Source organism: Acinetobacter populi, assembly GCF_002174125.1.
Classification (GTDB): domain Bacteria; phylum Pseudomonadota; class Gammaproteobacteria; order Pseudomonadales; family Moraxellaceae; genus Acinetobacter; species Acinetobacter populi.
Window position 1 is genome coordinate 1,084,988 of the sequence record NZ_NEXX01000001.1, and the last position, 26,111, is coordinate 1,111,098.

General features: G+C 41.7%; 26 protein-coding genes and 5 tRNA genes. 3 read left to right on the top strand and 28 right to left on the bottom strand.

Annotation, left to right across the window (positions count from 1 at the left end; all coding sequences use genetic code 11):
* Positions 1-351: 351 nt before the first annotated feature.
* The 25 genes from rplA to CAP51_RS05130 all read right to left on the bottom strand — a co-directional run bounded on the left by rplA (position 352) and on the right by CAP51_RS05130 (position 18,895).
* The gene (gene rplA, locus CAP51_RS05010) at positions 352-1,047 is read right to left on the bottom strand and encodes a 50S ribosomal protein L1 (RefSeq protein WP_087619627.1); all 696 of its coding nucleotides are present in this window, start codon (positions 1,045-1,047) and stop codon (positions 352-354) included.
* Between the two features lie 3 nt (positions 1,048-1,050).
* Positions 1,051-1,479 carry a 50S ribosomal protein L11 gene (rplK, locus tag CAP51_RS05015; protein ID WP_004637639.1) on the bottom strand — a complete coding sequence of 143 codons (429 nt, stop codon included), beginning with the start codon at positions 1,477-1,479 and terminating at the stop codon, positions 1,051-1,053.
* 136 nt (positions 1,480-1,615) lie between these two features.
* Positions 1,616-2,149, bottom strand: coding sequence for a transcription termination/antitermination protein NusG (gene nusG, locus CAP51_RS05020; RefSeq protein ID WP_087619628.1), 534 nt, complete (start codon positions 2,147-2,149; stop codon positions 1,616-1,618).
* Between the two features lie 6 nt (positions 2,150-2,155).
* A complete protein-coding gene (gene secE / locus CAP51_RS05025; protein WP_087619629.1) occupies positions 2,156-2,596 on the bottom strand; it encodes a preprotein translocase subunit SecE in 441 nt (146 codons plus the stop codon).
* A gap of 72 nt (positions 2,597-2,668) precedes the next feature.
* Positions 2,669-2,744, bottom strand: a tRNA-Trp gene (locus CAP51_RS05030).
* A gap of 62 nt (positions 2,745-2,806) precedes the next feature.
* On the bottom strand, positions 2,807-3,997 hold the full coding sequence (gene tuf / locus CAP51_RS05035; protein WP_087619630.1) for an elongation factor Tu: 1,191 nt from the start codon (positions 3,995-3,997) through the stop codon (positions 2,807-2,809).
* A gap of 165 nt (positions 3,998-4,162) precedes the next feature.
* Positions 4,163-4,237: transfer RNA gene (locus CAP51_RS05040), tRNA-Thr, on the bottom strand.
* A gap of 19 nt (positions 4,238-4,256) precedes the next feature.
* Positions 4,257-4,332 (bottom strand) — tRNA-Gly (locus CAP51_RS05045).
* Between the two features lie 33 nt (positions 4,333-4,365).
* Positions 4,366-4,449 (bottom strand) — tRNA-Tyr (locus CAP51_RS05050).
* A gap of 39 nt (positions 4,450-4,488) precedes the next feature.
* Positions 4,489-4,564, bottom strand: a tRNA-Thr gene (locus CAP51_RS05055).
* A gap of 106 nt (positions 4,565-4,670) precedes the next feature.
* A complete protein-coding gene (gene trpE, locus CAP51_RS05060; protein ID WP_087619631.1) occupies positions 4,671-6,164 on the bottom strand; it encodes an anthranilate synthase component I in 1,494 nt (497 codons plus the stop codon).
* 97 nt (positions 6,165-6,261) lie between these two features.
* On the bottom strand, positions 6,262-6,936 hold the full coding sequence (locus CAP51_RS05065) for a phosphoglycolate phosphatase (RefSeq protein WP_087619632.1): 675 nt from the start codon (positions 6,934-6,936) through the stop codon (positions 6,262-6,264).
* A 22-nt stretch (positions 6,937-6,958) separates the two neighbouring features.
* Positions 6,959-7,402 carry a hypothetical protein gene (locus CAP51_RS05070; RefSeq protein WP_140404400.1) on the bottom strand — a complete coding sequence of 148 codons (444 nt, stop codon included), beginning with the start codon at positions 7,400-7,402 and terminating at the stop codon, positions 6,959-6,961.
* A gap of 3 nt (positions 7,403-7,405) precedes the next feature.
* Entirely contained in the window at positions 7,406-8,026 is a 621-nt protein-coding gene (locus tag CAP51_RS05075; protein ID WP_087619634.1) for an FHA domain-containing protein, read from the bottom strand.
* A 69-nt stretch (positions 8,027-8,095) separates the two neighbouring features.
* Positions 8,096-10,372: a type II secretion system secretin GspD gene (gene gspD / locus CAP51_RS05080; RefSeq protein WP_087619635.1), complete on the bottom strand. Its 2,277-nt coding sequence runs from the start codon at positions 10,370-10,372 to the stop codon at positions 8,096-8,098.
* A gap of 42 nt (positions 10,373-10,414) precedes the next feature.
* Positions 10,415-11,239 carry a type II secretion system protein N gene (locus tag CAP51_RS05085; protein ID WP_425426759.1) on the bottom strand — a complete coding sequence of 275 codons (825 nt, stop codon included), beginning with the start codon at positions 11,237-11,239 and terminating at the stop codon, positions 10,415-10,417.
* A gap of 2 nt (positions 11,240-11,241) precedes the next feature.
* Positions 11,242-11,988, bottom strand: a complete 747-nt coding sequence (gene gspN, locus CAP51_RS05090) for a type II secretion system protein N (RefSeq protein ID WP_087619637.1) — start codon at positions 11,986-11,988, stop codon at positions 11,242-11,244.
* A gap of 180 nt (positions 11,989-12,168) precedes the next feature.
* Positions 12,169-12,495, bottom strand: a complete 327-nt coding sequence (locus CAP51_RS05095; RefSeq protein WP_087619638.1) for an H-NS histone family protein — start codon at positions 12,493-12,495, stop codon at positions 12,169-12,171.
* A gap of 208 nt (positions 12,496-12,703) precedes the next feature.
* Entirely contained in the window at positions 12,704-13,144 is a 441-nt protein-coding gene (locus CAP51_RS05100; protein ID WP_087619639.1) for an acyl-CoA thioesterase, read from the bottom strand.
* Positions 13,145-13,156: 12 nt separating this feature from the next.
* Positions 13,157-14,347 (bottom strand): heme biosynthesis HemY N-terminal domain-containing protein, encoded by a 1,191-nt coding sequence (locus tag CAP51_RS05105; RefSeq protein ID WP_087619640.1) that lies wholly within the window; start codon positions 14,345-14,347, stop codon positions 13,157-13,159.
* Positions 14,348-14,393: 46 nt separating this feature from the next.
* Positions 14,394-15,227: a hypothetical protein gene (locus CAP51_RS05110; RefSeq protein WP_087619641.1), complete on the bottom strand. Its 834-nt coding sequence runs from the start codon at positions 15,225-15,227 to the stop codon at positions 14,394-14,396.
* Entirely contained in the window at positions 15,220-15,993 is a 774-nt protein-coding gene (locus tag CAP51_RS05115) for a uroporphyrinogen-III synthase (protein ID WP_087619642.1), read from the bottom strand. The genes CAP51_RS05110 and CAP51_RS05115 overlap by 8 nt, the downstream gene beginning before the upstream one ends.
* A gap of 21 nt (positions 15,994-16,014) precedes the next feature.
* Positions 16,015-16,941, bottom strand: a complete 927-nt coding sequence (hemC, locus tag CAP51_RS05120) for a hydroxymethylbilane synthase (RefSeq protein ID WP_087619643.1) — start codon at positions 16,939-16,941, stop codon at positions 16,015-16,017.
* A 90-nt stretch (positions 16,942-17,031) separates the two neighbouring features.
* Complete coding sequence (locus CAP51_RS05125) at positions 17,032-17,781, bottom strand: LytR/AlgR family response regulator transcription factor (protein ID WP_087619893.1); 750 nt, start codon at positions 17,779-17,781, stop codon at positions 17,032-17,034.
* A 49-nt stretch (positions 17,782-17,830) separates the two neighbouring features.
* A complete protein-coding gene (locus CAP51_RS05130; RefSeq protein ID WP_087619644.1) occupies positions 17,831-18,895 on the bottom strand; it encodes a sensor histidine kinase in 1,065 nt (354 codons plus the stop codon).
* A gap of 143 nt (positions 18,896-19,038) precedes the next feature.
* Between CAP51_RS05130 and argH the strand changes: the two genes are divergently transcribed.
* Positions 19,039-20,463 (top strand): argininosuccinate lyase, encoded by a 1,425-nt coding sequence (gene argH, locus CAP51_RS05135; RefSeq protein ID WP_171294727.1) that lies wholly within the window; start codon positions 19,039-19,041, stop codon positions 20,461-20,463.
* A 57-nt stretch (positions 20,464-20,520) separates the two neighbouring features.
* Positions 20,521-20,793 carry an oxidative damage protection protein gene (locus tag CAP51_RS05140; RefSeq protein WP_087619646.1) on the top strand — a complete coding sequence of 91 codons (273 nt, stop codon included), beginning with the start codon at positions 20,521-20,523 and terminating at the stop codon, positions 20,791-20,793.
* Between the two features lie 76 nt (positions 20,794-20,869).
* Here CAP51_RS05140 and phoU read toward each other — a convergent pair whose 3' ends face one another.
* The 3 genes from phoU to CAP51_RS05155 form a co-directional block, all read right to left on the bottom strand.
* Positions 20,870-21,625, bottom strand: a complete 756-nt coding sequence (gene phoU, locus CAP51_RS05145) for a phosphate signaling complex protein PhoU (RefSeq protein WP_087619647.1) — start codon at positions 21,623-21,625, stop codon at positions 20,870-20,872.
* A gap of 93 nt (positions 21,626-21,718) precedes the next feature.
* On the bottom strand, positions 21,719-23,056 hold the full coding sequence (locus CAP51_RS05150) for a TolC family outer membrane protein (protein ID WP_087619648.1): 1,338 nt from the start codon (positions 23,054-23,056) through the stop codon (positions 21,719-21,721).
* A 185-nt stretch (positions 23,057-23,241) separates the two neighbouring features.
* Positions 23,242-24,609 carry a nucleobase:cation symporter-2 family protein gene (locus CAP51_RS05155; RefSeq protein ID WP_087619649.1) on the bottom strand — a complete coding sequence of 456 codons (1,368 nt, stop codon included), beginning with the start codon at positions 24,607-24,609 and terminating at the stop codon, positions 23,242-23,244.
* A gap of 362 nt (positions 24,610-24,971) precedes the next feature.
* Between CAP51_RS05155 and CAP51_RS05160 the strand changes: the two genes are divergently transcribed.
* The gene (locus CAP51_RS05160; RefSeq protein ID WP_213062671.1) at positions 24,972-26,060 is read left to right on the top strand and encodes a hypothetical protein; all 1,089 of its coding nucleotides are present in this window, start codon (positions 24,972-24,974) and stop codon (positions 26,058-26,060) included.
* The last annotated feature ends 51 nt before the right edge of the window (positions 26,061-26,111 follow it).

Genomic DNA, 26,111 nt, shown 5'->3' on the forward strand with positions numbered 1-26,111 from the left:
CCTCCTAAGGTGATTTATGTACCGTTGTCGATACACTCCCAATTCGTAAGCCTTTCGACTTACACGCGGAGGAGGAACACATCACACCACCGCGTCTACGCAGGCTGATTCTCACAAATCTTTTAAGACAGAGGATCGGAATCCCCTTTCGCCTGAGGTCTTTGACGCTGATAAATTTTCATTTATCAATTCAAAGTATGCCTGAGTAAAATTGAGCAAAGATCAATGACCTTTGCCAAAGCCACAAGATAGGAAGCTATGCTTCAAGTGAAATCACCCTTATCTTGCGTCCAGTTTAAAGCAGTGCTTTAAACTGTCCTCAGGACTTTAAAATTCTTTTACCATCTAAACTTAGTTAGATACGTTGCTTACATCAACAGTAAGACCAGGACCCATTGTTGAGCTCAAAGTGATCTTCTTGATATAAACACCTTTAGAAGTTGCTGGTTTTAATCTTTTCAAATCAGCCACTAAAGTTTCAACGTTTTGGCGAACAGCAGCCGCATCAAAACCTACTTGACCAATTGCAGCGTGAATAATACCTGCTTTGTCTACACGGTAACGTGCTTGACCAGCTTTGGCATTTTTAACCGCAGTTGCAACGTCTGGTGTTACTGTACCAACTTTCGGGTTTGGCATTAAACCACGAGGACCCAAAATTGTACCCAGTTTACCAACAACACGCATTGCATCCGGTGCAGCAATTACAACGTCGAAATCAAGATTACCTTGTTGAATAGATTCAGCAAGATCATCAAAACCAACGATGTCTGCGCCTTCAGCTTTTGCAGCTTCAGCAGCAGCGCCTTGAGCAAATACAGCAACACGTACAGTTTTACCTGTACCCGCTGGCAATGTAGTTGCACCACGAACCACTTGATCAGATTTACGCGGATCAACACCTAGGTTGATTGCGATATCCAAAGATTCTTTAAACTTCACAGCAGGAAGACTGTTCAGAACTTGAACTGCTTCATCCAAAGTGTAAACTTTGTTTGCTTCAACAGCAGCAGCAATGGCTTTTTGACGTTTCGTTAACTTTGCCATGTCTTATAGCTCCACTTCCAAGCCCATAGAACGTGCAGAACCAGCGATGGTACGCACACGCGCATCTAAATCAGCACCAGTTAAATCTGGTTCTTTAGTAGTTGCGATTTCTTCCAACTGAGCACGAGTCAACTTACCAACTTTAGTTTTGTTTGGTACAGAAGAACCCTTTTGGATACCTGCAGCTTTCTTCAACAGAATAGAAGCAGGAGGAGTTTTCATGATAAATGTAAACGACTTATCGTTATACACAGTAATCACGACAGGAATTGGCAAACCAACTTCAAGCTTTTGTGTTGCAGCATTGAATTCTTTACAGAACGCCATGATGTTTACACCACGTTGACCCAATGCAGGACCAATTGGTGGAGATGGATTCGCTTTACCAGCTGGAACTTGCAGCTTGATATAGCCGTCAATCTTCTTCGCCATTTTAATTACCTCTGGGTACAAACGCCGTTAGGCTCCCCAATATTTCTATACATTCAATTTGCATCAAATGTAAAAAACACATAAGCCCGAACACATCCTAGAAGAATTAGTCGGGCAACGATTTGCAGGTTAAAAATTAGTAAGCTTTTTCAACCTGACGGAATTCGAGTTCAACTTGCGTTGGACGATTAAATACATTAATCGTTAATGTCAAACGAGATTTATCGTATTGAACTTCTTCCACCACACCTTTAAAGTCGGTAAATGGACCATCAACAACCAATAATTCTTCGCCTGGCTCAAACATTGTTTTAGGACGTGGAGCTTCGCCTTTGTTTGCAACACGTGCCAAGATTGCATCAGCTTCACGCTGAGTAATCGGCGCAGGTTTTTCTGGTGTACCACCAATAAAACCCAATACTTTCGGACATTCTTTTACGATATGCCAAGTATCATCATTCATTTCCATTTCGACCAATACATAGCCTGGAAAGAATTTACGCTCTGACTTACGCTTTTTGCCGTCCTTCATTTCTACGACTTCTTCCGTAGGAACAAGAACTTCACCAAAGCTATCGGCAACAGTGCTACGTGCAATACGATCATTCAAAGAACGCATGACTTGTTTTTCATAGCCAGAGTAGGCATGAACAATATACCAACGCTTCATAGCAACTTATCCGATAATTAACTTAATCAACCAACCCAAAACGTAATCAAAACCCCAAAGTACCAATGAGGTGATAATGACTACAACCAACACTTGCCAAGACGTCGTAACCGTTTCTTGCTTGGTTGGCCAGGTGACACGCTTTAATTCTATACGTGAATCTTTGAGTAAGCGAACAAAACCCTTACCTTGGTGGGTGGCGTATAATAAACCTAATGCCACAATAATACAAGTGGCAATCGCACCGATACGCACCCAAACATTTGCTGCTGGCTGCCAATATTGCGGTAGATACTGATTGACCATCGTTGCGCAAATAAGTAAGACTATCGTAACAATCCATAACACAGCATCAAATGGAGAACCATTTTTAACCAGTTCTGCCGGATTGTTTCGTTGTGGGATTGGCGCTTCGCTAGATGCGTCACGCGACTTATCATTCGACATTTTTTTACTCGTCGCTAAATTCGCGCTTTATTATAGAACAATTCAGCCTGCTTTAAGCAAGAAATTTTAAATTGGCAGGTCAGGAGGGACTCGAACCCCCAACATTCGGTTTTGGAGACCGACGCTCTACCAATTGAACTACTGACCTATAAGGCAGATCGGGAATCAATTCCCGATCTGAGATACTACTTAATACGACTATAAAAGTGATTATGCAGTTACTTTCGCAACAACACCAGCACCTACAGTACGACCACCTTCACGAATCGCAAAGCGTAGACCTGGGTCCATTGCGATTGGGTGGATTAATTCAACTGACATTTCAACGTTGTCACCTGGCATAACCATTTCAACGCCTTCTTTCAATTGGATTGCACCAGTTACGTCTGTTGTACGGAAGTAGAACTGTGGACGGTAACCATTTAAGAATGGCGTATGACGACCACCTTCTTCTTTTGACAACACATATACTTCTGCGTCAAATTTGGTATGCGGTTTGATTGTACCTGGTTTAGCCAGTACTTGACCACGTTGCACTTCTTCACGTTTTGTACCACGTAGAAGAACACCACAGTTCTCGCCTGCACGACCTTCGTCAAGAAGTTTACGGAACATTTCAACGCCGGTTACAGTTGTTTTAACTGTATCTTTAATACCAACGATTTCAACTTCTTCACCAACTTTTACGATACCAGATTCAACACGACCTGTTACCACTGTACCACGACCAGAGATTGAGAATACATCTTCGATTGGCATCAAGAATGCTTTATCGATTGCACGTTCTGGTTCTGGGATATAAGAGTCAAGTGCAGCAACTAATGAAAGTACTGATTCTTCACCGTAAGGACCTGCATCACCATTTAATGCAGCCAAAGCTGAACCACGGATTACAGGGGTATCATCACCAGGGAAGTCATAAGCAGAAAGAAGTTCACGCACTTCCATCTCTACCAATTCAAGCAATTCTTCGTCGTCTACAAGGTCGCATTTGTTCAAGAATACGATGATGTAAGGTACACCAACCTGACGAGACAACAGGATGTGTTCACGTGTTTGTGGCATTGGACCATCAGTCGCAGCACATACAAGGATCGCACCGTCCATTTGCGCAGCACCAGTGATCATGTTTTTCACATAGTCGGCATGTCCTGGGCAGTCTACGTGTGCGTAGTGACGTGCTGGAGAATCATATTCTACGTGTGATGTATTAATTGTAATACCACGTGCTTTTTCTTCTGGTGCAGAGTCGATTGCTGCATAATCTTTCGCTTCACCGCCATAAGTTTTTGCACAGATGGTTGCGATCGCAGCTGTTAAAGTTGTTTTACCATGGTCAACGTGACCGATAGTGCCCACGTTTACGTGTGGTTTATTACGTTCAAACTTGGCTTTAGCCATGATGATTATCCTCGTTTACGCCGAGACTACTCTAACCAGACTCGTCGATTCAAACTCAGTTATCGACTCAAATGTTTAGCAAAAACTAAACGCCCAATACTTTAAAAGCAGACTAAAAAGCCTGCTTTATTTAAAATCTTTTACTGTAACACTCTAAGCACAATCTGGAGCTCTTATCGAGATTTGAACTCGAGACCTCTCCCTTACCAAGGGAGTGCTCTACCACTGAGCTATAAGAGCGATAGACTACGCTTCGAGATGGAGCGGGAGACGAGGATCGAACTCGCGACATGCAGCTTGGAAGGCTGCCACTCTACCAACTGAGTTACTCCCGCACATGTTGGTACATTTTTATCGAAGACTTTAGATGGTGGTGAGGGAAGGATTCGAACCTTCGAAACTTTCGTGGCAGAGTTACAGTCTGCTCCCTTTGACCGCTCGGGAACCTCACCAAATCACACGCTCTTCAGTGTGCTCTTCTACTACATAAATGGTGCCGACACTCGGATTCGAACTGAGGACCTACTGATTACAAGTCAGTTGCTCTACCAACTGAGCTATGTCGGCGTTTCTTTATGCTTAACACTTATTTGTGTTTCGTATCAGAACGGGGTGCAGTTTAGCAAAACTCTCACATGATGCAAGTACTTTTTGTAAAAAAACTGCGAAAAACCTATAAAATCAACCCGTTTGACGATAATTCAACCGCTTTGATTACTGCGCGAGCTTTTATTTGGGTCTCATTCCACTCTGACGCCGGATTTGAGTCCGCGACCAGACCTGCACCTGCCTGCACATAGACCTTATTATCACGAATAATACCGGTACGAATGGCAATCGACATGTCCATTTCACCATGCCAGCCCAGATATCCGACTGCCCCACCAAACACACCACGTTTAACCGGTTCAACTTCATCAATGATTTCCATGGCACGGATTTTCGGTGCACCAGACAATGTACCTGCCGGGAAAGTCGCTTTGAGCACATCCAGTGCATCAACATCAGCTTTTACTTCACCCTGTACATTGGAAACAATATGCATCACATGTGAATAACGCTCTACCACCATTTGATCGGTTACCTGCACTTTACCAATCTTGGATACGCGACCAATATCATTACGTCCAAGATCAATCAACATCAAATGCTCGGCAATTTCTTTCTCATCCGACAATAGATCTTTTTCCAGTGCCAGATCTTCTTCTTGAGTTTTTCCGCGCGGACGCGTTCCAGCCAGTGGGCGCACAGTGGCGATTCCATCTTCCAATCGACACAAAATTTCCGGTGAAGACCCAACAATATAAAATGGCTTTTGATCTTCTAAGGTATATCCCTGTACCAGAAACAAATAAGGTGAAGGATTCAAATGGCGCAAAGCACGATAAACAGAAATCGGATCACCATCAAAATCAGATACCATTCGATGTCCGGGCACGACCTGCATCACATCTCCCGCCCGAATATACTCCTTGACCAATTCAACAGTTTCAAGAAACTTTTGCTCGCCTGTTAACGAATGAAATACAGGTGCGGTGTGCGGTTTTGCCACCAGACTGACGGGTTGAGCCAATAGATCTTCAAGTTCATCCAGACGTTGTTGTGCCTGTTGATAGGCATCTTGCTGCCCGACATCGGCATGGGTAATCAAAAACATGGTGTCTTTAAGATTATCAAACACGATGACTGTCTTAGATAACATCATCCATAGATCAGGCAAACCAATTGGATCGGCTTCTGGTACATTCTTTAGGCGTGGCTCGATATAACGTACTGAGTCATAACCAAAATAGCCTACTAACCCACCAGTAAATTGTGGCAATGCAGGGATTAACGCATGCGGTGGCACTTTAAACTGTGCCTGATAATCACGAATATATTGGAACGGATCCAGACATTGTTGCGTGGAAACACGCCCCTGTTCATCCTGAATAGTTAATATACCGGCATTACAAGAAAATACCGTACTTTCTCCCAGACCAATAATGGAATAGCGTGCCCAAGTTTCACCCCCCTCAACCGATTCAAATAAATAAGCCAATTGTTGCTGACGCAAACGAGCAAAAACGGTTAAAGGTGTTTCAGTATCAGCCAGACGCTGACGAAATACAGGAATAGTTAAATAACCAGCTTGTTTTAATTGTTCAAATTGTACAATAGAAGTCATGATCCGCTCTCAATGTATCGATAGAAAATAGTGTCTTTATTCGTTAATTTTTTAACGCCATCGAAACATCGTTGACTGATTCATAATGTCCTCAAATTTATGCTGAAATAAGTTGTTGCAAAGAGTCGATCACCCACTGCGGCTGACACAATTGTATGTCTTCTCCATGATTATAGCCATAGCTTAAGACAATACAATCTATTCCCGCTGCACGCGCTGCTTCAACATCATTACGGGAATCACCAATCATTAAGGTCTGTGCCGCAGATTGACCAAAATATTGCATGGCATGCAACAGCGGTTCTGGATGCGGTTTACGATGAGTTAAAGAATCACCACCCAATACCAGTGCAAAGCGTTCCAATAAATTAAGCTGCCTGAGTAGTTCTACTGCTGCCTGATAAGGTTTATTGGTGACGCAGACCAGTGTTTTATTCTGGGTTTTGCAATACTCCAGAAAATCCAGTACCCCTTCATAAATTGTGGTTTCCACACACAAATTATGCTGATACACCGGTAAAAAGTGCTGTAAAAGGATTTGCTGTTGCGCAGGATCAAGCTTCTGATCCTGATATTGGATTACACAACCACATAATTGCGCTGCACCTTTACCCACCCAGACCCGTACCTGCTGTTCGGTTACTGTTGGACGCCCTAAATCCTTAAGGGTTAAATTCATGGCACGATACAAATCACGTGCCGAATCCACCAACGTACCATCCAGATCGAATAAAATTAGTTGTCGCTGCGATATGTCAAATAGTGGATTCATTCTTCACCCTCTGTTACTTTCATCATTTGTAATAGTAAGTCTGTTTTACCATTTGACTGGGTAAATCTAACCACACTTGGTAATTTAATGAATAGCAAAATGGTTTTTTATCAAAATTTGGGCTGTTATGAGTGAGATAAGGAAATTCAAAAGCTACCACCTCATCTCCTGTTACTACACAATACTTTAAGATTTCCAAATCTATAACATAAATTTCTGGATTATCAGTTTGGGTAGTTAACTTAACCGATAAAATTAAAAAATTACTATCCGAGCTTAAAAGAACCTTACAATCCCAAACTTCAAACCGAAAATACTTATCGAACTCTATAATCCGAACAATAGGATTCCATCTTAATTCATATAAAAAAGTATAAAGCTTAAATACTTTATCATCTTTTACAATAGGAAGCATACCTAGCTGTGGCAGCTCCTTTTCATTATAAATCCTACCAGCATCCATCAAAATTTATTGACCAACAAAAAACAAGCTCACCAAGATAAGTAAAATGATTAAAATCACCAGACTAATCACGCCGACTTTGGCATTTTTCTTTTGCTGTTCAACCTGCTCAACCCGACTTTCAGGTTCTGGAATCGCCACAGGTTGTGGTTCAGGCTCAACTTTCACTTCAATATGTTCTGGAATTGGTGCGGGTTTTGGTACGCCAATATTGGTTGGCATTCCATCGCGGTTTAACGCTACATCAGCACCACGCTGTTCGAGTGTTGGCATACCTTGATCACCCGGCACAACTTTTTCAATACTTGGCGCATCTGTGGTTGCAGCTTGTTCAACATGATCTTCGATGATTTGAAAACGAATGTTTTCAAAATTAATTTCATCTTGAGAATGAAGTTGTTGCTCTGTCACCTGTTGATTGTTCACAAAGGTGCCATTGGAAGAACCCAAATCCTGAATCCATAGCGAACCATCTTCTTTTAAAAGCAATGCAGCATGACGCCGCGATACATGTGCAGCTTGTAAAACAATATCAGCCTGCTGATGACGTCCGATCACCATATCCCGATCAATTACAAGAGTTTCACCTACAATCGGTTCACTTAGTCCTACCAGCTTCCAACGCATGTATTTATCCTATTCATTTCTCATGACAACGTGTATCAGTTTAGCAAAGCTATCTTTGGGTTTAAACCTTTATTCTAACAAACGATATTGTGTCTGTGTTTCGGTATTTGCTGTGCGTTCAACATTCACTTGAGGCTGTGCCGGCACAGTCACAACCGGTTGTGACTGCGTTGTATTCGCTTGAGGACGCAAGTCAACCGTCGTTGTACTATTACTTGCTGTTGGTGTCACTGGAATAGTCTGATATTTTTTACCATTTTGTTGTTGCTCTTTTGGAATAGGTACCGTTATACGTTGTTGATAAAGATCATTTGCATCTTCAGGCAAGGTCGCAAAACTGCCATCTGTATCAAATGCCAATTGTAAACTTCTTAACTGACCATAACGCTGACGCGTTACATTTCTACTGTCGAAATCATCCCTGATAATTGTCGGATGAATGAAAACCAGTAAATTACGTTTTTCAGTCGAAGTATTATCGGAGCGGAATAAACGCCCTACCACCGGGATACGCCCTAAACCCGGTACAGATTGACGCCCTTGGCTTCGATCATCTTTAATCAAGCCACCTAGCACGATTGTTTGTCCATCTTCTGCCAGAATTGCAGTTTTAATCGCACGTTTACTGGTAATAATATCTGATGCAGAAGAGTCATCCGTCACTGCTGAAACTTCCTGTTCAACCTGTAATCGAATCGTACCACCCTCACCAATTTGAGGAACGACCTTAAGTGTAATCCCGACATCCTTACGTTCAATCGTAGTATATGGATTTGCCGTACCATTTGTGGTACTTACAGAACCGGTGACAAATGGTACATTTTCACCCACTACAATATAGGCTTCTTCATTATCCATTGTGACTACGGAGGGTGCAGACAAAAGATTGGTTTTATTACTACTTTCCAATGCCTGTACCAAGATGCCAAAAAAGCTCTGCGTACCATCACTATTACGCTTATAATCCCCAATACCCACCGTTGCACCATTGCTCATACCAGTTAATGCAGTTGCCTGAGTGGTACTGCCACCCAAATAACCCGCAGCCAGACTAGCTAAACTTGCCCCGGCATTGGAGAAATTAATCAGACCAACGCCACTGGATAAATCACCCAATGCCCATTGCACACCAAGCTGGTCTGCATTTGTACCGGACACTTCCAAAATTGCTGCTTCGATTAAAACCTGTTGACGACGGATATCCAATTGCTGAATTGCACTTTCGATTTCCCGCATCAATTGAGGATCCGCTTTGACCACCAAGGCATTTTGTGTTGCATCGGCAATAATGCTCACGCCATTCCCATTAAAGCTGGTTAAAGCATTCTGGTTGTTATTGTTATTTGAACCGCTTAAATTAATCAAGGAACCAGATGAAGTCGATGTGGAAGATGTACCTGAATTATTATTCAGTAATGAATTAACACTATTATTGCTACCTGAAGATGAATTATTGGTACTACTGTTAACCGCCTGCCCTGTCACCAGACCTTGCAGAATTTCTGCAAGATTTTTAGCATTGGCATGTTTTAAACGAAAGACCTGTAAACCACCCAAACGATTTGCCGATGGTACATCCAACATTTCAATCAATTGTCGAATACGTTTACGACTACCGGTATCGCCCTTAATCAAAATGCGATTGGTTCGAGTATCTGCGATCACGCGCACTCGGGAACCCTTTAAATCCTTTGCCGCGCCTGTCGCGCTCATGGAATCGATCAAACCCAGAATTTCTTCAGCCTGACTCGCTTGCAAAGCAATAGCTTCAATATCATTTTCACCAGTCCCGTCCAGATTGCGAATAATGGTTTCCAATTGATAGATATTGGCCGCCCGATCAGAGACGATTAATGCATTGGTTCCCGGTACAGCAGCCAGATTGGCAAATTGCGGCATTAAAGGTCGTAATGCAGGGATTAAATCATTGGGATTGGTATTATCCAGCCAAATAATACGGGTAACGATTTGGTCCCCGCTGGCATTATTACGCGCATCATATGGAATACCCGAATTTTTCACATTATTGTCGGGAACCAGTTTTATGGTATTTCCTGATGGAATTGCCACCACGCCATTCACATTTAACACACCTAGAAACAAGTCATAAACTTGATCTTTGGTCAGTGCTTTATTGGAAATGACGGTCACATTGCCACGTACACGTGGATCAACCGCAAAATTCTTACCGGTAATATCAGCAACTTCATTAATAAATGCAGCAAGATCGGCATCACGCAGATTAATTTTCCAGGTTTGCGCATAGGCACCTGTACTTATCGCAGCCATCATCGGTGCTGCCGCCACTAAAGCCCATAGTTGACGATTTTCGATATGTAAACTCATGTGAACTCGTCTTGCCTCATCTCATTGTGCACTTCATGTGCCTTAAAAACTTTGTTGTATGGTCATCGTTTGATCACCACGCTGAATTTCAATTTTTGCCTGACCTGTTTTTCTAATTTGCTCAAGCAATTGTGCCTCATTTGTTGCGCCGGAAAGGGTTTGCCCATTCACAGAAATAATGCGATCTCCAGGTTTTAAACCTAGCCTTGTCCTTAAAGCCGGTGGTGTTTTATCCGTAACTTCAAAACCATTTTGTCCGCTATTTACACCCATCTGGTTTAGATATTGTTCCCGATCTTTTTGCAATTGCTCAATCGCACCACCAATTGCACCATCTGCGGTATTATTATTTTCTGGTGTTACAGGACTTGTAGGTGCCGCGACAGGTGGTGGCGCGATATTGGCAGTGGTACTGGCTTCACCAAATTTTATTTCACGGGTTTGTCCACTACTTTCACGAATAATCACCCGATCCCAGTACACATCTGCAAGTTCTAGTCCAGTTTCAGCAATCTTATCACCGATTCGATAACTATCCGCTTTATCATTGACACGTAAAACAGCAGAAGATAAATAACGGGGACTCGCTAAAACAACACCTTCGAGTTTAAGCGGTAAACTTGCCTGTGTCTGGGCTTGCGGATTCTGACCCTGTTCTTCAAATAATGAAAATCTTACGATATTAGGCATAACTGGTTGCTGCGAACCCAGAATAACCGGCTGAATAACCGGAATTTGTGGAGGCGCAATAAACCACCAGAACAAACTTGCCAAGCGCCAGCACAGCCAAATCATGACAATAAAAAAAAGTACAGGTGCAAGCTTATCAAGCTTTTGTAAATCGAATCTGGATAACCACTGTTGCATCATCACTTACCCCTTAGACTTGTAAGCGGTTGACGCGTACTAATCACAGCCGTATCAAGACCTGCTTTGCCCTGATAACCCGGTGAGTGCAAAAGAAACCGCTGGGTAATTTGTACATCCAGCATACCATCCGCACCAATGGACATATCTGCCATACGTTGTTTCTGACTATCTCGCACCAAGAGTTTTAATTTTTCTTTTTCAACACTGACCTCTCCAACCAAAGGTGGAATATCAATGCGTTCAAAACGTTGACCGATTGGGTAATTCAACATTCCGCCCGACCATGACAATTGTCCTTCACCTGATTGGAATCCAGTTTTTCTTTTATAATTGAGACTTAAATCTTTAACATTCATGGAGGTGCTGGGCCATTGCCATGCAACCAGTGTTGCCAAAGTTTCCGGGCTAATTTTACCGTTAAAGTTTTGTAGATAAATATTTTTAGCCACCCCGTAAGCGACCACACCTTGCAACTGTGTTTGTCCGCTATGGATGGTCAGGTGACTCGCTGCCCGTAAACGCAATAATTCCCACGGCCGTGTTGACCAATGCACAGTGCCTTGTAGCTCATTAATATTCCAGTCCGCCTGCCCTTGCCAGATATTGCCGCTAACATTTTGCAACATGCGTAAATCGGGCGCGAACTTTTTTAACAACCAAACTGCGGGAACCTGGAGAACAATAAATACGGCAAATAAGGCAATAAAAAGTATCGCCCAAAATCGAATTCGTTTTTTATTTGTCATCAACACGCATACCTTATTTACGTCCTGTATGTGATTTTGCTTGTTGCCGCACTCGCTATGATGACATTATGCATATTTTACCAACGAACAACACCTATTCAAACACAAAAAACCAAGCGTTTTCGCTTGGTTTGAATGTTATAGCTTATAAAAATGACAGTGTCATGAATGCCAGATGATTTAGATCAATAAATCGTCGATACTCTTACCTTCAGCTAGAGCACTTACAACCCAACGCGGTTGTTTACCACGACCAGTCCATGTTTCATTGCTATTTTTCGGGTTACGGTATCTTGGTGCAACAGTACGTTTCACTGTAGATTTTTTGGTTTTACGACCATGTTCGATCAACTCTTCTAGACTTAGGCCAACGCTATTGGCAACATCCAGTAATTCTTGATACGCTTCATCCACTTTTGCACGTTGTTTCTTTTCAATCAGTGCATCAGCTTGTTCTTTTAAAGCCTGTAATTGGTTAATATCTAAATTTTCGATATTAGTTGACATATAGAACTCCAGTTAAATCTATAAAACTATTTTTAATCTTAAGGCGTATTATATACCACATTATTATTATTTTTAGAATAAAAAGTACACATAATATTATTATTTTGTGATTTGTTTTTATATTATGAAGTTCTGCTTTCATTTAGCAAATAAAAACCTTCACAATTTCTTTTAAAATAAAAAATAGAATGTTATTCACATCAAATGTTTATAAATTTATTACATGCTCAACAGTGGCTTCAAGCTGGATAATTTGCTGTTTTAATACAATCGGCATATTCGATTTTTTAAGGGTAGATTTATCCAGACAAACGATAACCGCTTCGCCTTCAGCAACTATTTTTTGCTGTTGCTCGCTATATAAAACATAAGACATCCGCATTGCAGACTGACGCAGTTCCTCAACGCGCGCACCAATATGTAATACATCCGGATAAATCACCGGACTTAAATAGCGACAATTGCTACTGGCGATCACTGTATAAATATCCAGATTAAAAATATTGAGCTGGCTTAAATAGGCAATACGGGCACTTTCAATATAACGATAATATTGCACATTATTAACATGTCCAAAAGCATCCATGTCACCCCAGGCAACAACTTGTTTAAAAACCAATGGATAGTTAATTAAGGCTGGAATACGCATATGCTGTGATCACTATAAGTCAAATTTAAAATCTTGCTTTGAATATTGTAACAGCAGCTTTAGATCGTCTTGCAAAGCATCTGAAGATTTAATCGCATCCTGAATCCGTAAATATGCCATATAGGCATCGTCAGGAAATTGATTTAAAAGCTGTCTGGCCTGTTCAAAATTTTGCTGTCGTTGATAGATATGCCACTGTGCAAAAGTTAAACTCGGCTGTGCAGGATATAATTCCTGCCATTGCTGTATTTGCTGTTCCAGATATTGTATCGGTTGTTGTTGATGTAATGCTTTATCTAGCCAGATATATAATACTTCTGGTACAAATCGTTGCTGCAATATTTTTTGTGCAAAATCGGCACTTTCAGCATTAAATACCGCAAATTGACTCAATAATTTTAAGATGAGAATTTGTTCCTGAATATCCATATCAGGTAAATCTAAAGCAATGGATTGATACCATTCTAAAAATAACTGCTGATCCGCATCACTGGCCTCGAGACTTTGATCCAGTAAAGCCTGTAACCAAATCACATTCTGTTCAGGATTAAATTGCGGTTGATGAGAGGCTTTAAAAATCCACCATGGACAGGTCTTGGATAATAATAACCATTTTTCCCTTAACTCCGCCTGATAGGCTTTTTCTACAGCCTGCAACCATATCGACAGGGGCTGAACCGTTAGAAACTCCAGACGATCGAGTGCCTCGGCATAATTTTTATCTGCCAAAGCGATATCAATCTTCAGCAACTCTGCCAGTTCAAATAGCGGATTTTGGTTTTCTTTAAGCCATTGTCTGGCCTGATCGCCATGACCCTGATCAATGAGCAATCTCGCCGAAATCAGAGGATACAGCAGTTCAGAATTTTGATAGGTAGAAATCACCCGTTCCTGCTCGACCAGTTCGGCATGTAATAACCAGACAATGCCGATACGTTCGTATGGATGCAATTCCTGAAATGATTTGGGTATAATATGTTTTTGGAAACGGCGACGGAAGAATTTACGCAATATATGCCATAACAGCRAAAATACCGCCATAAAACCGACCAAAAAAACCAGCAATACAAAAAGATTACTTTGCATTTGCCAGCCTAGCCACTGAATATATACATAGCCAAAGCCGGAATTAAAACTCAGTACAAAGATGACTGCAATGAGCAACATCGTCAGGCAGATATAGCTTAAAACCCGATCACGCATTGAACTCTCCTGCCACTTTAGATGCCCGTTTCATATTTCAACACTATTAACTTGCTTGCATCAATGCTAGCGCACTCAGTTGTGGCGGTGCTGATAATGCCAAACGATCAAGTTTCTGCAAACTTTCAATGACCTTACGGGCATTACGATCGGGATACGCAGATAATCCTACGATTATGTCCTGAATTTGGGAACGGTAAAATATGGTTTGCCCCGCATATAATGCTTGCTGTGCCAGCAAAAGCTGTAATTGTAGCTGTTTAAAATATAATTTACGCTGCTGCAAGTCTGGAATTTGGTCGGCTTTGCCAATACTCAGCCAATTTGACCATTGCCATTTACTTTGTGCCTGATCAAGCGAATCTGCCTGAAAGTTACGTCCAATTTTGAGTAATTGCTGTTGTAAAATCTGTTGATGTTCTGCACGCTGCTGCATATATAAAGTGATTGCGCTTTGGTCTTTGCTTAATGCCTCAATCAATGCCAGATTTAAGCTTTCCGATAAAAGTTTTTTCTCAATTAACTGTTGTCTTAAATGTTGAATCTGCTCCAAAGCCACAGTAAAACGTTGTTGCTGTAATGCAGCCTGAATTAACTGTAACCGGTCCTGTACATAATCCTGAGCCGAATAAGTTTTTTCCTCTGTCGTGCTACTCATGGCCGTCGCAGGCGCTGTTTTCGGCACAGCTAAAGGCTGACCATTTTGTTGTTTTTGCAAGGCAATCAACTGATCATAAAGACTGGCGACCCGCTGATTTTGTTGTTCTATATTTTTATTTAATACATCGATTTTCTGATTTTCCAACGAATACACATCTATACTCAGCTTAGATAACCATGCGCCAAGTACAATGAGAATTATCCATAAAACTTTATTCATAACCCATATGCTGCTGTAATCGTTGGTGGATGGTATGTACATCGAGATGATGCACGGTAAGTATTGTTGCAACAGTCTGCCTGTTGTCAAAATAATGCTGTACGACCTGACTTACCCGATCACCCAGAACAATATAGATATTCTGGCCCAGACATTGCTGTGCCTGAACAAAGTCCTGACACAATTTGAGCCAGTTTTTCCAGCTTTCTTCACTACTTATCAGTATAATGGCAGGTAAATGTGAAAATTTTATTGCCAGTTCCGCACGATTATATTGTGGACATTGCCGACTATATAACAATATATTTTGGATATGACAACCCTGCTTTTGCAAATGCTGCATCATTAGGGTTCGACCACCAATTCCTCGCCAGAAAGCAATGGTTTTATCCTGTAAATGATTCAACACATCAAGTTGCAACATGCCTTCACTGGTTTCAACGCTGGGACATTCACTATGCAACGCATATTCCTGTAAAGCCAGCTGTGTTGAACGCCCGACTGCAATCCATTTTTTTTGTTGCAATAACGCCATGTCCAGCCCAAGCTCACGATAATATTGCACGCCCAATTGTGCAGCGATGCGACTGACAACCACCACAATTTCTGCCGAGCAAAACTCCCGAAACTGAGACCTTAGCACATCATCAAGAGGCAATGGCTTTAATGCCAGTAAAGGCAGTTCAAACACCTCGTAGCCTAAAGCCTGAAGCGCCTGACTAAGTGCTTGTGCACGTGCTTGCGGGCGTGTATTAAAAATCTGCATAGGAATTGAGATACAAAGATTCTATTGCTGATAGAGGGCTTGCAGCAGTTCACCCGCACCCTGATGCAATAGATCCTGAGCCAGTGCAACACCGAGCTGTTCTGCCTGTTCTGCATCACCCTGCTGTATTGCCACCAATAACTGCTCGCCATCAGTAGATCCGACACGCCCCTCAATACTCAAGGTGCCGTTATCTTGCAACTGAGCAAACGCAGCAATCGGTACCTGACATCCACCTTCTAGATAAGCATTAAAGGCACGTTCTGCACGGACACAAGCCGACGTTTCTGCATGCATTAAAAAGCCAATATAATCTAGCAGCTGTTGATCATCATTACGGCATTCCAGTCCCAAGGCACCCTGTCCTACTGCTGGTAAACTAATCTCCGGGGCAATACGATGTGCAATACGATCCCCTAAACCAAGACGTTTTAAACCTGCACTTGCCAAAATAATGGCATCATATTGACCAGCGTCGAGTTTGGACAAACGTGTACCGACATTACCGCGTAAATCGCGAATATCCAGATCGGGGCGTTTTGCCAATAGCTGACTACGGCGGCGCAAACTGGATGTACCAACTATAGCGCCCTGTGGTAATTCATCGAAACTGGCATAGCTGTTAGAAACAAACGCATCAAATGGATCTTCACGTTCACAAATCACCGCCAGTGATAAGCCTTCGGGCAGTTGCATCGGAACATCTTTCATGGAATGGACAGCAAGATCTGCGCGCCCATCAAGTAAGGCAGCTTCCAGCTCTTTGACAAATAAACCTTTGCCACCAATTTTGGCCAAAGGGGTATCGAGAATTTTATCCCCTTGCGTCACAAATTTGACCAGCTCTACCTTTAATGCTGGATAACGTTGTTGTAATTGTTGCTGAATAAATTCCGCTTGCCACAAGGCCAGCGGACTTTGTCGGGTCGCAATTTTTAATACAGACATGGTTTTTCGATTTCACAGAGATTTGACCTAAGCCAACACTAACGCCATGCCTTAAAAATGCAAGTATAAATTTATTTTTTGACTCAAAATTTATAACTTTTGCATTCGTTCCTTGATATGCGGTAGATGCCGCCGGCTGATTAATAGCTTCTCATCAATTTCCCTGCATCTGACCTGATATTGACCATTATCCAGCATTTCCAAACCTTCCAGATGTTTGAGAGAAATTAACGCATTACGATGAATACGAATAAAAACATCAGCAAATTCATTTTCCAGTTCTTTTAAAGTTTCATCAATCAAGACCTGTCCGTGCTTGTGGCGCACCATGACATATTTCTGATCGGCAAAAAAATAATATATATCTTCCACTGGAATCAGCTCTACCCCTCGATGCGTTCGGGCTACAATATTTTGTCGGGTTGTATGCTGCGTAAGTGAATTTAAATCCTGTGTCTGGACAGGAAGTGCTTGTAATTGTGCCTGATTTAGTCGGGTTGCTTTATGCAATGCATGCTGTAAATCTTCCAAAGGGATAGGTTTTAATAAATAGGCAATTGCATGGGTTTTAAATGCATCAATCGCATATTGATCAAATGCAGTACAAAATACAATTGCAGGTGGTGTTTCCAACTGACTCAGCTGTACTGCACAATCCAACCCATTCATTTCAGGCATACGAATATCCAGTAAGATTACATCCGGTCTAAATTTTTCTACCGCTGCAATGGCCTGTTTCCCATTATTTGCCTGTGCAACCACACAATGCCCGAGATGCGTCACCATACGTACCAGTCGTTCACGGGCTAAAGCCTCATCGTCACAAATGACAATATCCATGGTATTCCCCATTTTTTTCTGACAGATGCCAACATTCACCATCTGCTATTTATTGGTATTTATAACTCAACAAGGTCGTGAATATGCCATCACGTGCAAAAATCTTAAAGCTTACTGTTGCACCATAATAGGCCATCAACCGTTGTTTCACATTATCAATTGCAATGCCATTTCCCTGAGTTGATTGCAATCCGGATTGATAGGGATTCGTGAGTACAATACTCACCTGTCGATCAATCACTTCAATCAATATACTCACTGTACTTTGATCTGACATTGACTCAATTCCATGATAAATGCAGTTTTCAAGCAAAGGCTGCAAGGTAAGCAAAGGAATTTTTGCAAATTTAAGTTGATCCTCACCTTCAATTCGCCATTTTACATGCAGCCGATCGCCCAGTCGTACCGACTCAATTTTTAAATAACGCTGGCATAGATCAATCTCTTCTTGCAAGGCAACTTCCCGTAATTCCGTCAGACTGGCACGGAATAAACCGGATAAATCAATCAGCATTTGCTCTGCCTTAAAAGGATCAATTGCAATTAAACTCACCACAGTATTTAGGCTGTTAAATAAAAAATGTGGATGAATACGTGCCTGTAATGCCTGTACGCGTGCCATTAATTCGGATTGTTGCTGTTCAATCCATTGTTCACGCACATATAAATAACGCAGGCAAATCAATCCGACACCACCACCCAACACCACATGATGTAAACCACCTGCAAAAATAGTAGATACATCTAAGTACTGTTGAGATCTATCGCCCATAAATTTTAGAATATTGACTGCACAAGTACTCGATAACACCAGTACAATTAAAAGAAGAAAACAGATCATCAGCGCAATATGACGATCAAAGCGGGTTAGAAATTTTTGTAATTTATCCACACAGACCGCAAAGCAGATCGCTACCCAACTGACAAATAAAAGATAATGCAGCAATGTAATCAACGATAGTTCTGATAAATCTTTAACGCTGGCGACCGCCAGAATGACTGCAAGAAGATTGCTGGCCAATAAAAGCTCTAGCACATGTCGCCAACGTCTGAAATCACTGAAATAATAGCGTGATTTGGAAAAAGTCGAAGATAAGCGTTGTGGCGGTGGCATTGGCGTACTCTACTTTAGAACTTTAAACTGGCTCTTTTTAGACCCATTCTTTTGCATAAGGTCTACTGATACTTCTTTTAGCAAGCATGCGATAATCTGCTATACTCTCATCGATTTAATGCTTCTGAAAACTAATTATTGTCATGACTACGCAATCATCAAACTCTCCAGCGACAACATCTGCAACTTCCGGCATGTGGGGTGGTCGTTTTAGTGAAGCAACCGATGCTTTTGTTGCCGAATTCACTGCCTCTGTACAATTTGACCAACGCTTTTATCGTCAAGATATCGCAGGTTCCATTGCTCATGCAACCATGCTGGCCAAAGTCGGCGTCCTCACGACACAGGAACGTGATGACATTATCAATGGCTTGACCGCCATTCAAGCAGAAATTGAAGCAGGTCAGTTCGACTGGCGTATCGATCTTGAAGATGTGCATATGAATATTGAAGCACGTTTAACAGATCGTATTGGCATCACCGGTAAAAAATTACACACTGGCCGTAGCCGAAATGATCAGGTTGCAACGGATATTCGCCTATATTTGCGTGACGAAATTGATCAAATTCTGGCATTACTCAAACGTTTGCAAAGCGGCATACTTGATCTTGCTGCCAAAAATACCGATACCATCATGCCGGGTTTTACCCATCTACAAACTGCACAGCCTGTCACCTTTGGTCATCACCTGCTGGCATGGTTTGAAATGTTGTTACGTGATAGTGAACGTCTGATTGATTGTCGTAAACGTGTCAATCGTATGCCTTTAGGTTCTGCGGCACTGGCAGGAACGACTTATCCAATTGATCGGGCATATACAGCCGAATTATTGGGTTTTGAAGCAGTCTGTGAAAATTCACTAGACGGCGTATCGGATCGTGATTTTGCCATTGAATTTAATGCTGCTGCTGCGTTGATCATGATGCATTTATCACGTATGTCGGAAGAGTTGGTCCTGTGGACCTCGGCACAATTTAAATTTGTACAGATTCCGGATCGTTTCTGCACCGGCTCATCGATCATGCCACAAAAGAAAAATCCGGACGTTCCCGAACTGGTTCGCGGTAAAACCGGTCGTGTCTATGGTGATTTAATTAGCCTATTGACCTTGATGAAAGGTCAGCCTTTGGCTTACAACAAAGACAATCAGGAAGATAAAGAACCTTTATTCGATGCGATTGATACCGTGCGTGGCAGTCTGATGTCTTTTGCCGATATGATTCCGGCACTGGTTCCGAATATCGATAATATGCGTGAAGCTGCACTACGTGGTTTCTCGACTGCAACCGATCTTGCCGACTATCTGGTTAAAAATGGCGTAGCATTTCGTGATGCACATGAAATCGTGGGTAAAGCTGTGGCCTTAGGTGTACAGGAAGATAAAGACTTATCCGAACTGACATTGGCACAATTACAGCAATTTTCACCATTAATTCAGGCAGATGTATTTGATAAGGCATTAACACTGGAAGCCTCCGTTGCTGCCCGCAACCATATCGGTGGTACTGCGCCAGCTCAGGTTGCTGCCGCAATCGCACGTGCTCGTACCCGCATCGAACAGCTTTAAATCTCCCTAAATCCCGCTTGGCTAAAAAAGTAAAGCGGGACTTTTCAGGATCACAATATGACTAGACAAGTATTTTGCCGCAAATATCAAAAAGAAATGGAAGGTTTGGACTTTGCCCCATTCCCGGGTGCAAAAGGCCAGGAATTTTTCGAGACTGTGTCTAAACAGGCATGGCAAGAATGGCTACAGCATCAAACCACGCTGATCAATGAAAAGAGATTGAATGTATTTGAAGCAGATGCAAAAAAATTCCTCGAAGAACAACGGGAAAAGTTCTTCAGCAATGATGATTCTGTTGAAAAAGCCGAAGGCTGGACCGAACAGAAATAAAATAACCCTGTAAAAAAACCTCGTCAATCGAGGTTTTTTTATGACCAATCAAGCTAAAGACTCAAATCCTTAAATATTATTCTGGTGTTTTCTTCTGTTCAATGGCTGTGGTTTTCGCTTGGACCTGCTCTTCAACCTTATCCACATCTGTATGGCGCACGTCCATACCTTTCACCATATAAATCACCTGCTCAGAGATGTTGCGTGCATGATCCCCAATCCGCTCCAGAGAGCGTAATACCCACATAACATTAATCACCCGACTAATGTGACGAGGATCTTCAATCATATACGTCATCAAGGCACGCATGGCGGAAGAGTATTCACGGTCAATATCACCATCAGCACGCATCACCTGTACTGCAGCTTCTGCATCCAGACGTGCAAACGCATCCAGTGCCTCACGGATCATAATACGCACCTGATTACCAATATGACGTGTTTCCATATAGCCGCGTGGCGATTCGCCTTCTTCACAGAGATTCTGTGCAATACGGGCAATTTTTGCCGCTTCATCACCGATTCGTTCAAGATCGGTATTGGCTTTGCTCATCGCAATGACCATACGCAAATCACTTGCCGCAGGATGACGACGTGCCAAAATCAACGTCAATGCTTCATCAATTTCCTGCTCAAAACGATTCACTGCATTATCTTCAAATTGAACTTTGATCGCCAAATCCAAATCTGTATCCAATAAGGCATGAATGGCATTTGCCACTTGCTGCTCAACCAATCCACCCATAGCCATGAATTTGGTATTCACATCTTGAATGTCTTCGTTAAATTGTGATGATATATGATGACTAAACACAGTATTGTTTGGCTCCAAGGTGCGTACTCCTAAAAATTGTAATATTTTTAAGATTTATTAAATAGAGTTTATATGAAATTATCATGACAACATGAAAGAAAAGCATTTGAATTATTGCAACCAAGCATTTAATTGCGCCAAATCATCTTCGGTCAATTGTCCGCTTAAGGCACGTAGTTGCAGTACATTCAAAATATAATCATATTGTGCATTAACATAATCCTGCTTGGCAGAAAAAGCATTGCGCTGTGCCAGCAACACATCCACCATACTTTTCAAACCTTCCTGATAACTGGCCTGAGATGCCTCTGATACCAACTGTGCAGATTGCATGGCAACCTTATAAGCATTGAGCTGACTGGCACCGGTTGATACTTGCAAAAAAGCACGTTTCACATCTGTTTGTACCTGCTTGAGCTCTGTATCAATATCAGTGTGTGCTGCACTGGCTTCAAGCTGGGATTTTTTAATGATCTGCGAACGTGTACCATCATAAGGCACCCAGCTCAACTGCAATCCAACCTGATCTGATCGACCATTACTACTAATAATATTTTCTGGCGTTTGTTTATTCCAGGCAGATGTCGCAAAAGCCTCTAATCGTGGATAATAATCGGCCCGATCCACTTTTATCTGCTGTTGACTGACCTTATAGGTTGCTCGTACCTGATTCAAGGAAAGATTATTACGCTCGGCAAGTGCAATCCATGCATCAATATTGGCAGGAACCGGTGGCTGAAACTGAAAATCTGCACTCAACTGGGACAAATTAGAATAATTTGCACCAATATATTGCCAAAATTGTTCCAATGCCAACTGATATTGCACTTCTCCTGCCACGCGTTCGGCTAATGTGCTTTGATATTGTGCATCTGCTTCACTGACATCCATGCGCGCCACCAAACCTTCTTTAAATTTGGCTTCCATCATTTTATATTGCTGTAACAGTACAGTTTCCTGTTGCCGATTGACATTTAATAAACTTTGCTGGCGTAATACATCAAAATAACTTTTTGCAACATTTAGAATCAAATCCTGTTGTTGCGATTGTAATTTTAACTCTGCAAGTTGCTGTGAAATTTTAACTTTTTGATATTGCTGCCACACATCCATACGAAACAATGGCTGGCGCAAACTCACCGAAGCCTGTTTGGTGGTGGTATTGGCATTATAAAAATGAATTTCTTGTCCACCAATGTTTAAACTACTATTGGCAGACTGGTCATCATCCTGAAATTGCTTTTGCAAAGATGCATTCACACTCACAGTTGGCAATACTGCCCCTTTGGCAATACCCAGATTTTGTTGTTCGATCTGAAAACGCTGCTGGTTGGCCCGCCATGCAGGATCATTTTCCAATGCAAGGTGGTAAGCTTGCAGTAAATCCAATGCCCAGACCGAACTCATCTGCATCAACAATATGGCACTTAAGCCAAGCTTCTTTTTCATCTTGTTATACAACTTTATTTATTTGCAGCAAGCCTAGCAAGTTTAATCTGAAATTCAAGTCTACATCGCAAATTTCTATATCTCTACCCTGCTAGAGATATAGATACAAAAAACTGCTATCCCGAGGGTTGAATAAAAAACGAAACATACTGCCCCGTTTTTTTATTCAGCATCAAGTCATCACATTAATGTGCAGAAGATTTAAATGTATTATCAGTATCAGAGACATTTTCTGTACTTTCTGCTTTTACACCAATATGGTTAAACCATATATTTAACACTACGGCCATTAAACATGTTGCACTGATGCCTGAATGGAACAATGTTTTAAACCAGGTTGGAAATTGTGCGTAGAAATCACCATTTGCCAAAGGAATCATACCGACAGCCAAAGATGTTGCCACAATAATCAGATTCTTTTGCAAACTATAGTCAATTTTGCCTAAAGTACGAATTCCACTGGCAGCAACTGAACCAAACAGAACCAGACCTGCTCCACCCAATACTGGTGTAGGAATAGCAGCAACCACACGTCCCATAATTGGCAATAAGCCAAGAATAACCAGAATTGCACCACCTGCGGCAACCACAAAACGGCTTTTCACCCCAGTCATGGCAACCAACCCTACATTTTGTGCAAAGGCACTTTGCATAAATGTACCGAATAATGGTGCAACAGCACTTGATAACATGTCTGCACGTAAACCATCGGCAATTCGTTTGTCATCTACTTTGGTGCCAACGATTTCACCAACCGCAATAATATCTGCTGTGGTTTCAGTCAAAATCACAATGGTCACAATCACCATCGCCAGAATCGCTGAAATACTAAATACAGGTGCACCAAATGCCAGAAAATCAGGAATCGCAACCCATGCACCTGAGGTCACACTGGAAAAATTACCAAATCCCATGAATGCTGCCAATACAGCACCAATCACAATTGATAATAAAATTGATAAACGTCGAATCGTTTCATTACCGACTTTACTCAGAATCAATAAAATTAACAGGGTCATGGCTGCCAAACCAATATTTTCTACCGAACCAAAATCCGGTGCTTTATTATTGCCGCCCATGGCCCAGCGAACTGCAACCGGCATTAATGAAATTCCGATAATGGTAATCACACAACCAGTCACGATCGGTGGAAAGAAGCGAATAATCTTGGCAAAGAACGGCGCAATAATTAAACCAATCAGAGCAGCGCCAATCACTGCACCGAGTACCACATTGAAGCCGCCACCGGTTGTTGCAATGCCCACCATGGTTGCGACACTGGCAAAAGATACCCCTTGTACCAGCGGTAATTTTGCACCGAAATATTTTATCCCCAGCGTTTGCAACATAGTTGCCAAACCGCCAATAAATAAAGAAGCGGTGATCAGCATTGCAATTTGCTCGGCAGTAAATCCAGCCGCTGTACCAACAATTAACGGCGGCGCAACAATCCCACCATACATGGTTAATACATGCTGTAAACCATAAGCAAAACTTTTTCCAAAGCCTAAAAACTCATGTTCTGGTGCAACCGTTGTTTTCTCATCCGACATACTTTAGGCCCCCATTTTGTTCCAAAATAAATTTCACAAAAGAAAAAGCATGAAATATGCCAAATAAGCAAAATTTGTAGACATTTACCAAATAAATTGTTAACAACTTTAAATTAAAGTGTAAATCATCCTAATTCACTTTGTTTAGCAATAACAAAATAATAAAAGGCGGTATTGTCCTGCGTAAATATTGCCTGTACGAGCTGATCGAAATAAAAACCGACCCAAATGCTCAGGTATTCATGCTACAAAATCTGTCTTAACACAATGAGTTTACTGATATTATTAAAAACATTAAACTAACACTTTACGCCAAACATTAAAGCTAATATAACCAACATATAATAATTCGGGGAACACACATGCATTTTTATCGCTCTTGTTTATTTGCATTGGGATGCCTCTCAGTCGCCCACGCTTTTGCAGAACAATCGTCACCAGCAATAAATACCGAAAATACAGAGACCGGGACATGGATGGATACGATTCCCAAAACAATTGACAGTTTACCTACGATTTTGCCAGAACAGTCTGATCAGGCGATTGTTCCAAGTGTAGAAGAAACCAAAGACAACTCATGGTGGGATAAAAAACAATATCAATTTAAAGAAAAGTTACAGGATTATGCCTATCATATTGACGACTGGTTTGGAGAACCTGATCCAAATGATGCTGCCTCCGCCAATTTGCGCATTATTCTGGATACCGAATGGAATAAATATGACGATTACAGTGTCAAACCCCGTATTCGCGGGAAAATCAGACTACCGACCCTAGAAAATCGCTTTAGTGTGGTATTTGGTGATGACTCACTGGATAACGAAATTCGGGGTAACGTCGCCATTACCAATGAAAATCCACAAGGTAATTCTAGTCGAACCATTGACCGCAAACAATCAAGAGATGATAACTCCTCCCTTGCTCTGCGCTGGGATCAGTGGAAAAACCCATGGGATATCGATACTGATGTCGATCTAGGTATTCGTTCAGGTGATGATGTGTATCTGCGCTTAAAAGGGCAAAAAGACTGGCAATTAAAAAATGATTTTAGTACCCATGTCGAGCAAATCTATCGCTATGGACTAGATAGTAAACATTATCTGCGTACCAATCTGGAACTTCGCCATGCTCGTCCCAATGAGGCATTTTTATCGGATCAATTTAGCCTAACCTATACTGATGATGGCGAACAGAATTTCTTTTGGGACAACCGACTGTTTCGTGAACATCAATTTTTCAAGAATAATCGTTTTAACTATGGTATTTATATGGGTGGCCGTATTGATGACAGCACACCGGATCTCAATAGTTACGGCCCGTTTATTTCATGGCGACAACCTTTTATTCGTGAATGGTTATTCTTCCAGACCGAAGTTAATTATTACAATGATAAGGAACAAGATCGCAGTCATAATGTCGGCGCGCTGTTGCGTCTGGAAACCTGGTTCTAATTTAATTCAAACAATCTAAAGCATCTCTCTAACTGAGGGGGCTTTAGCTTA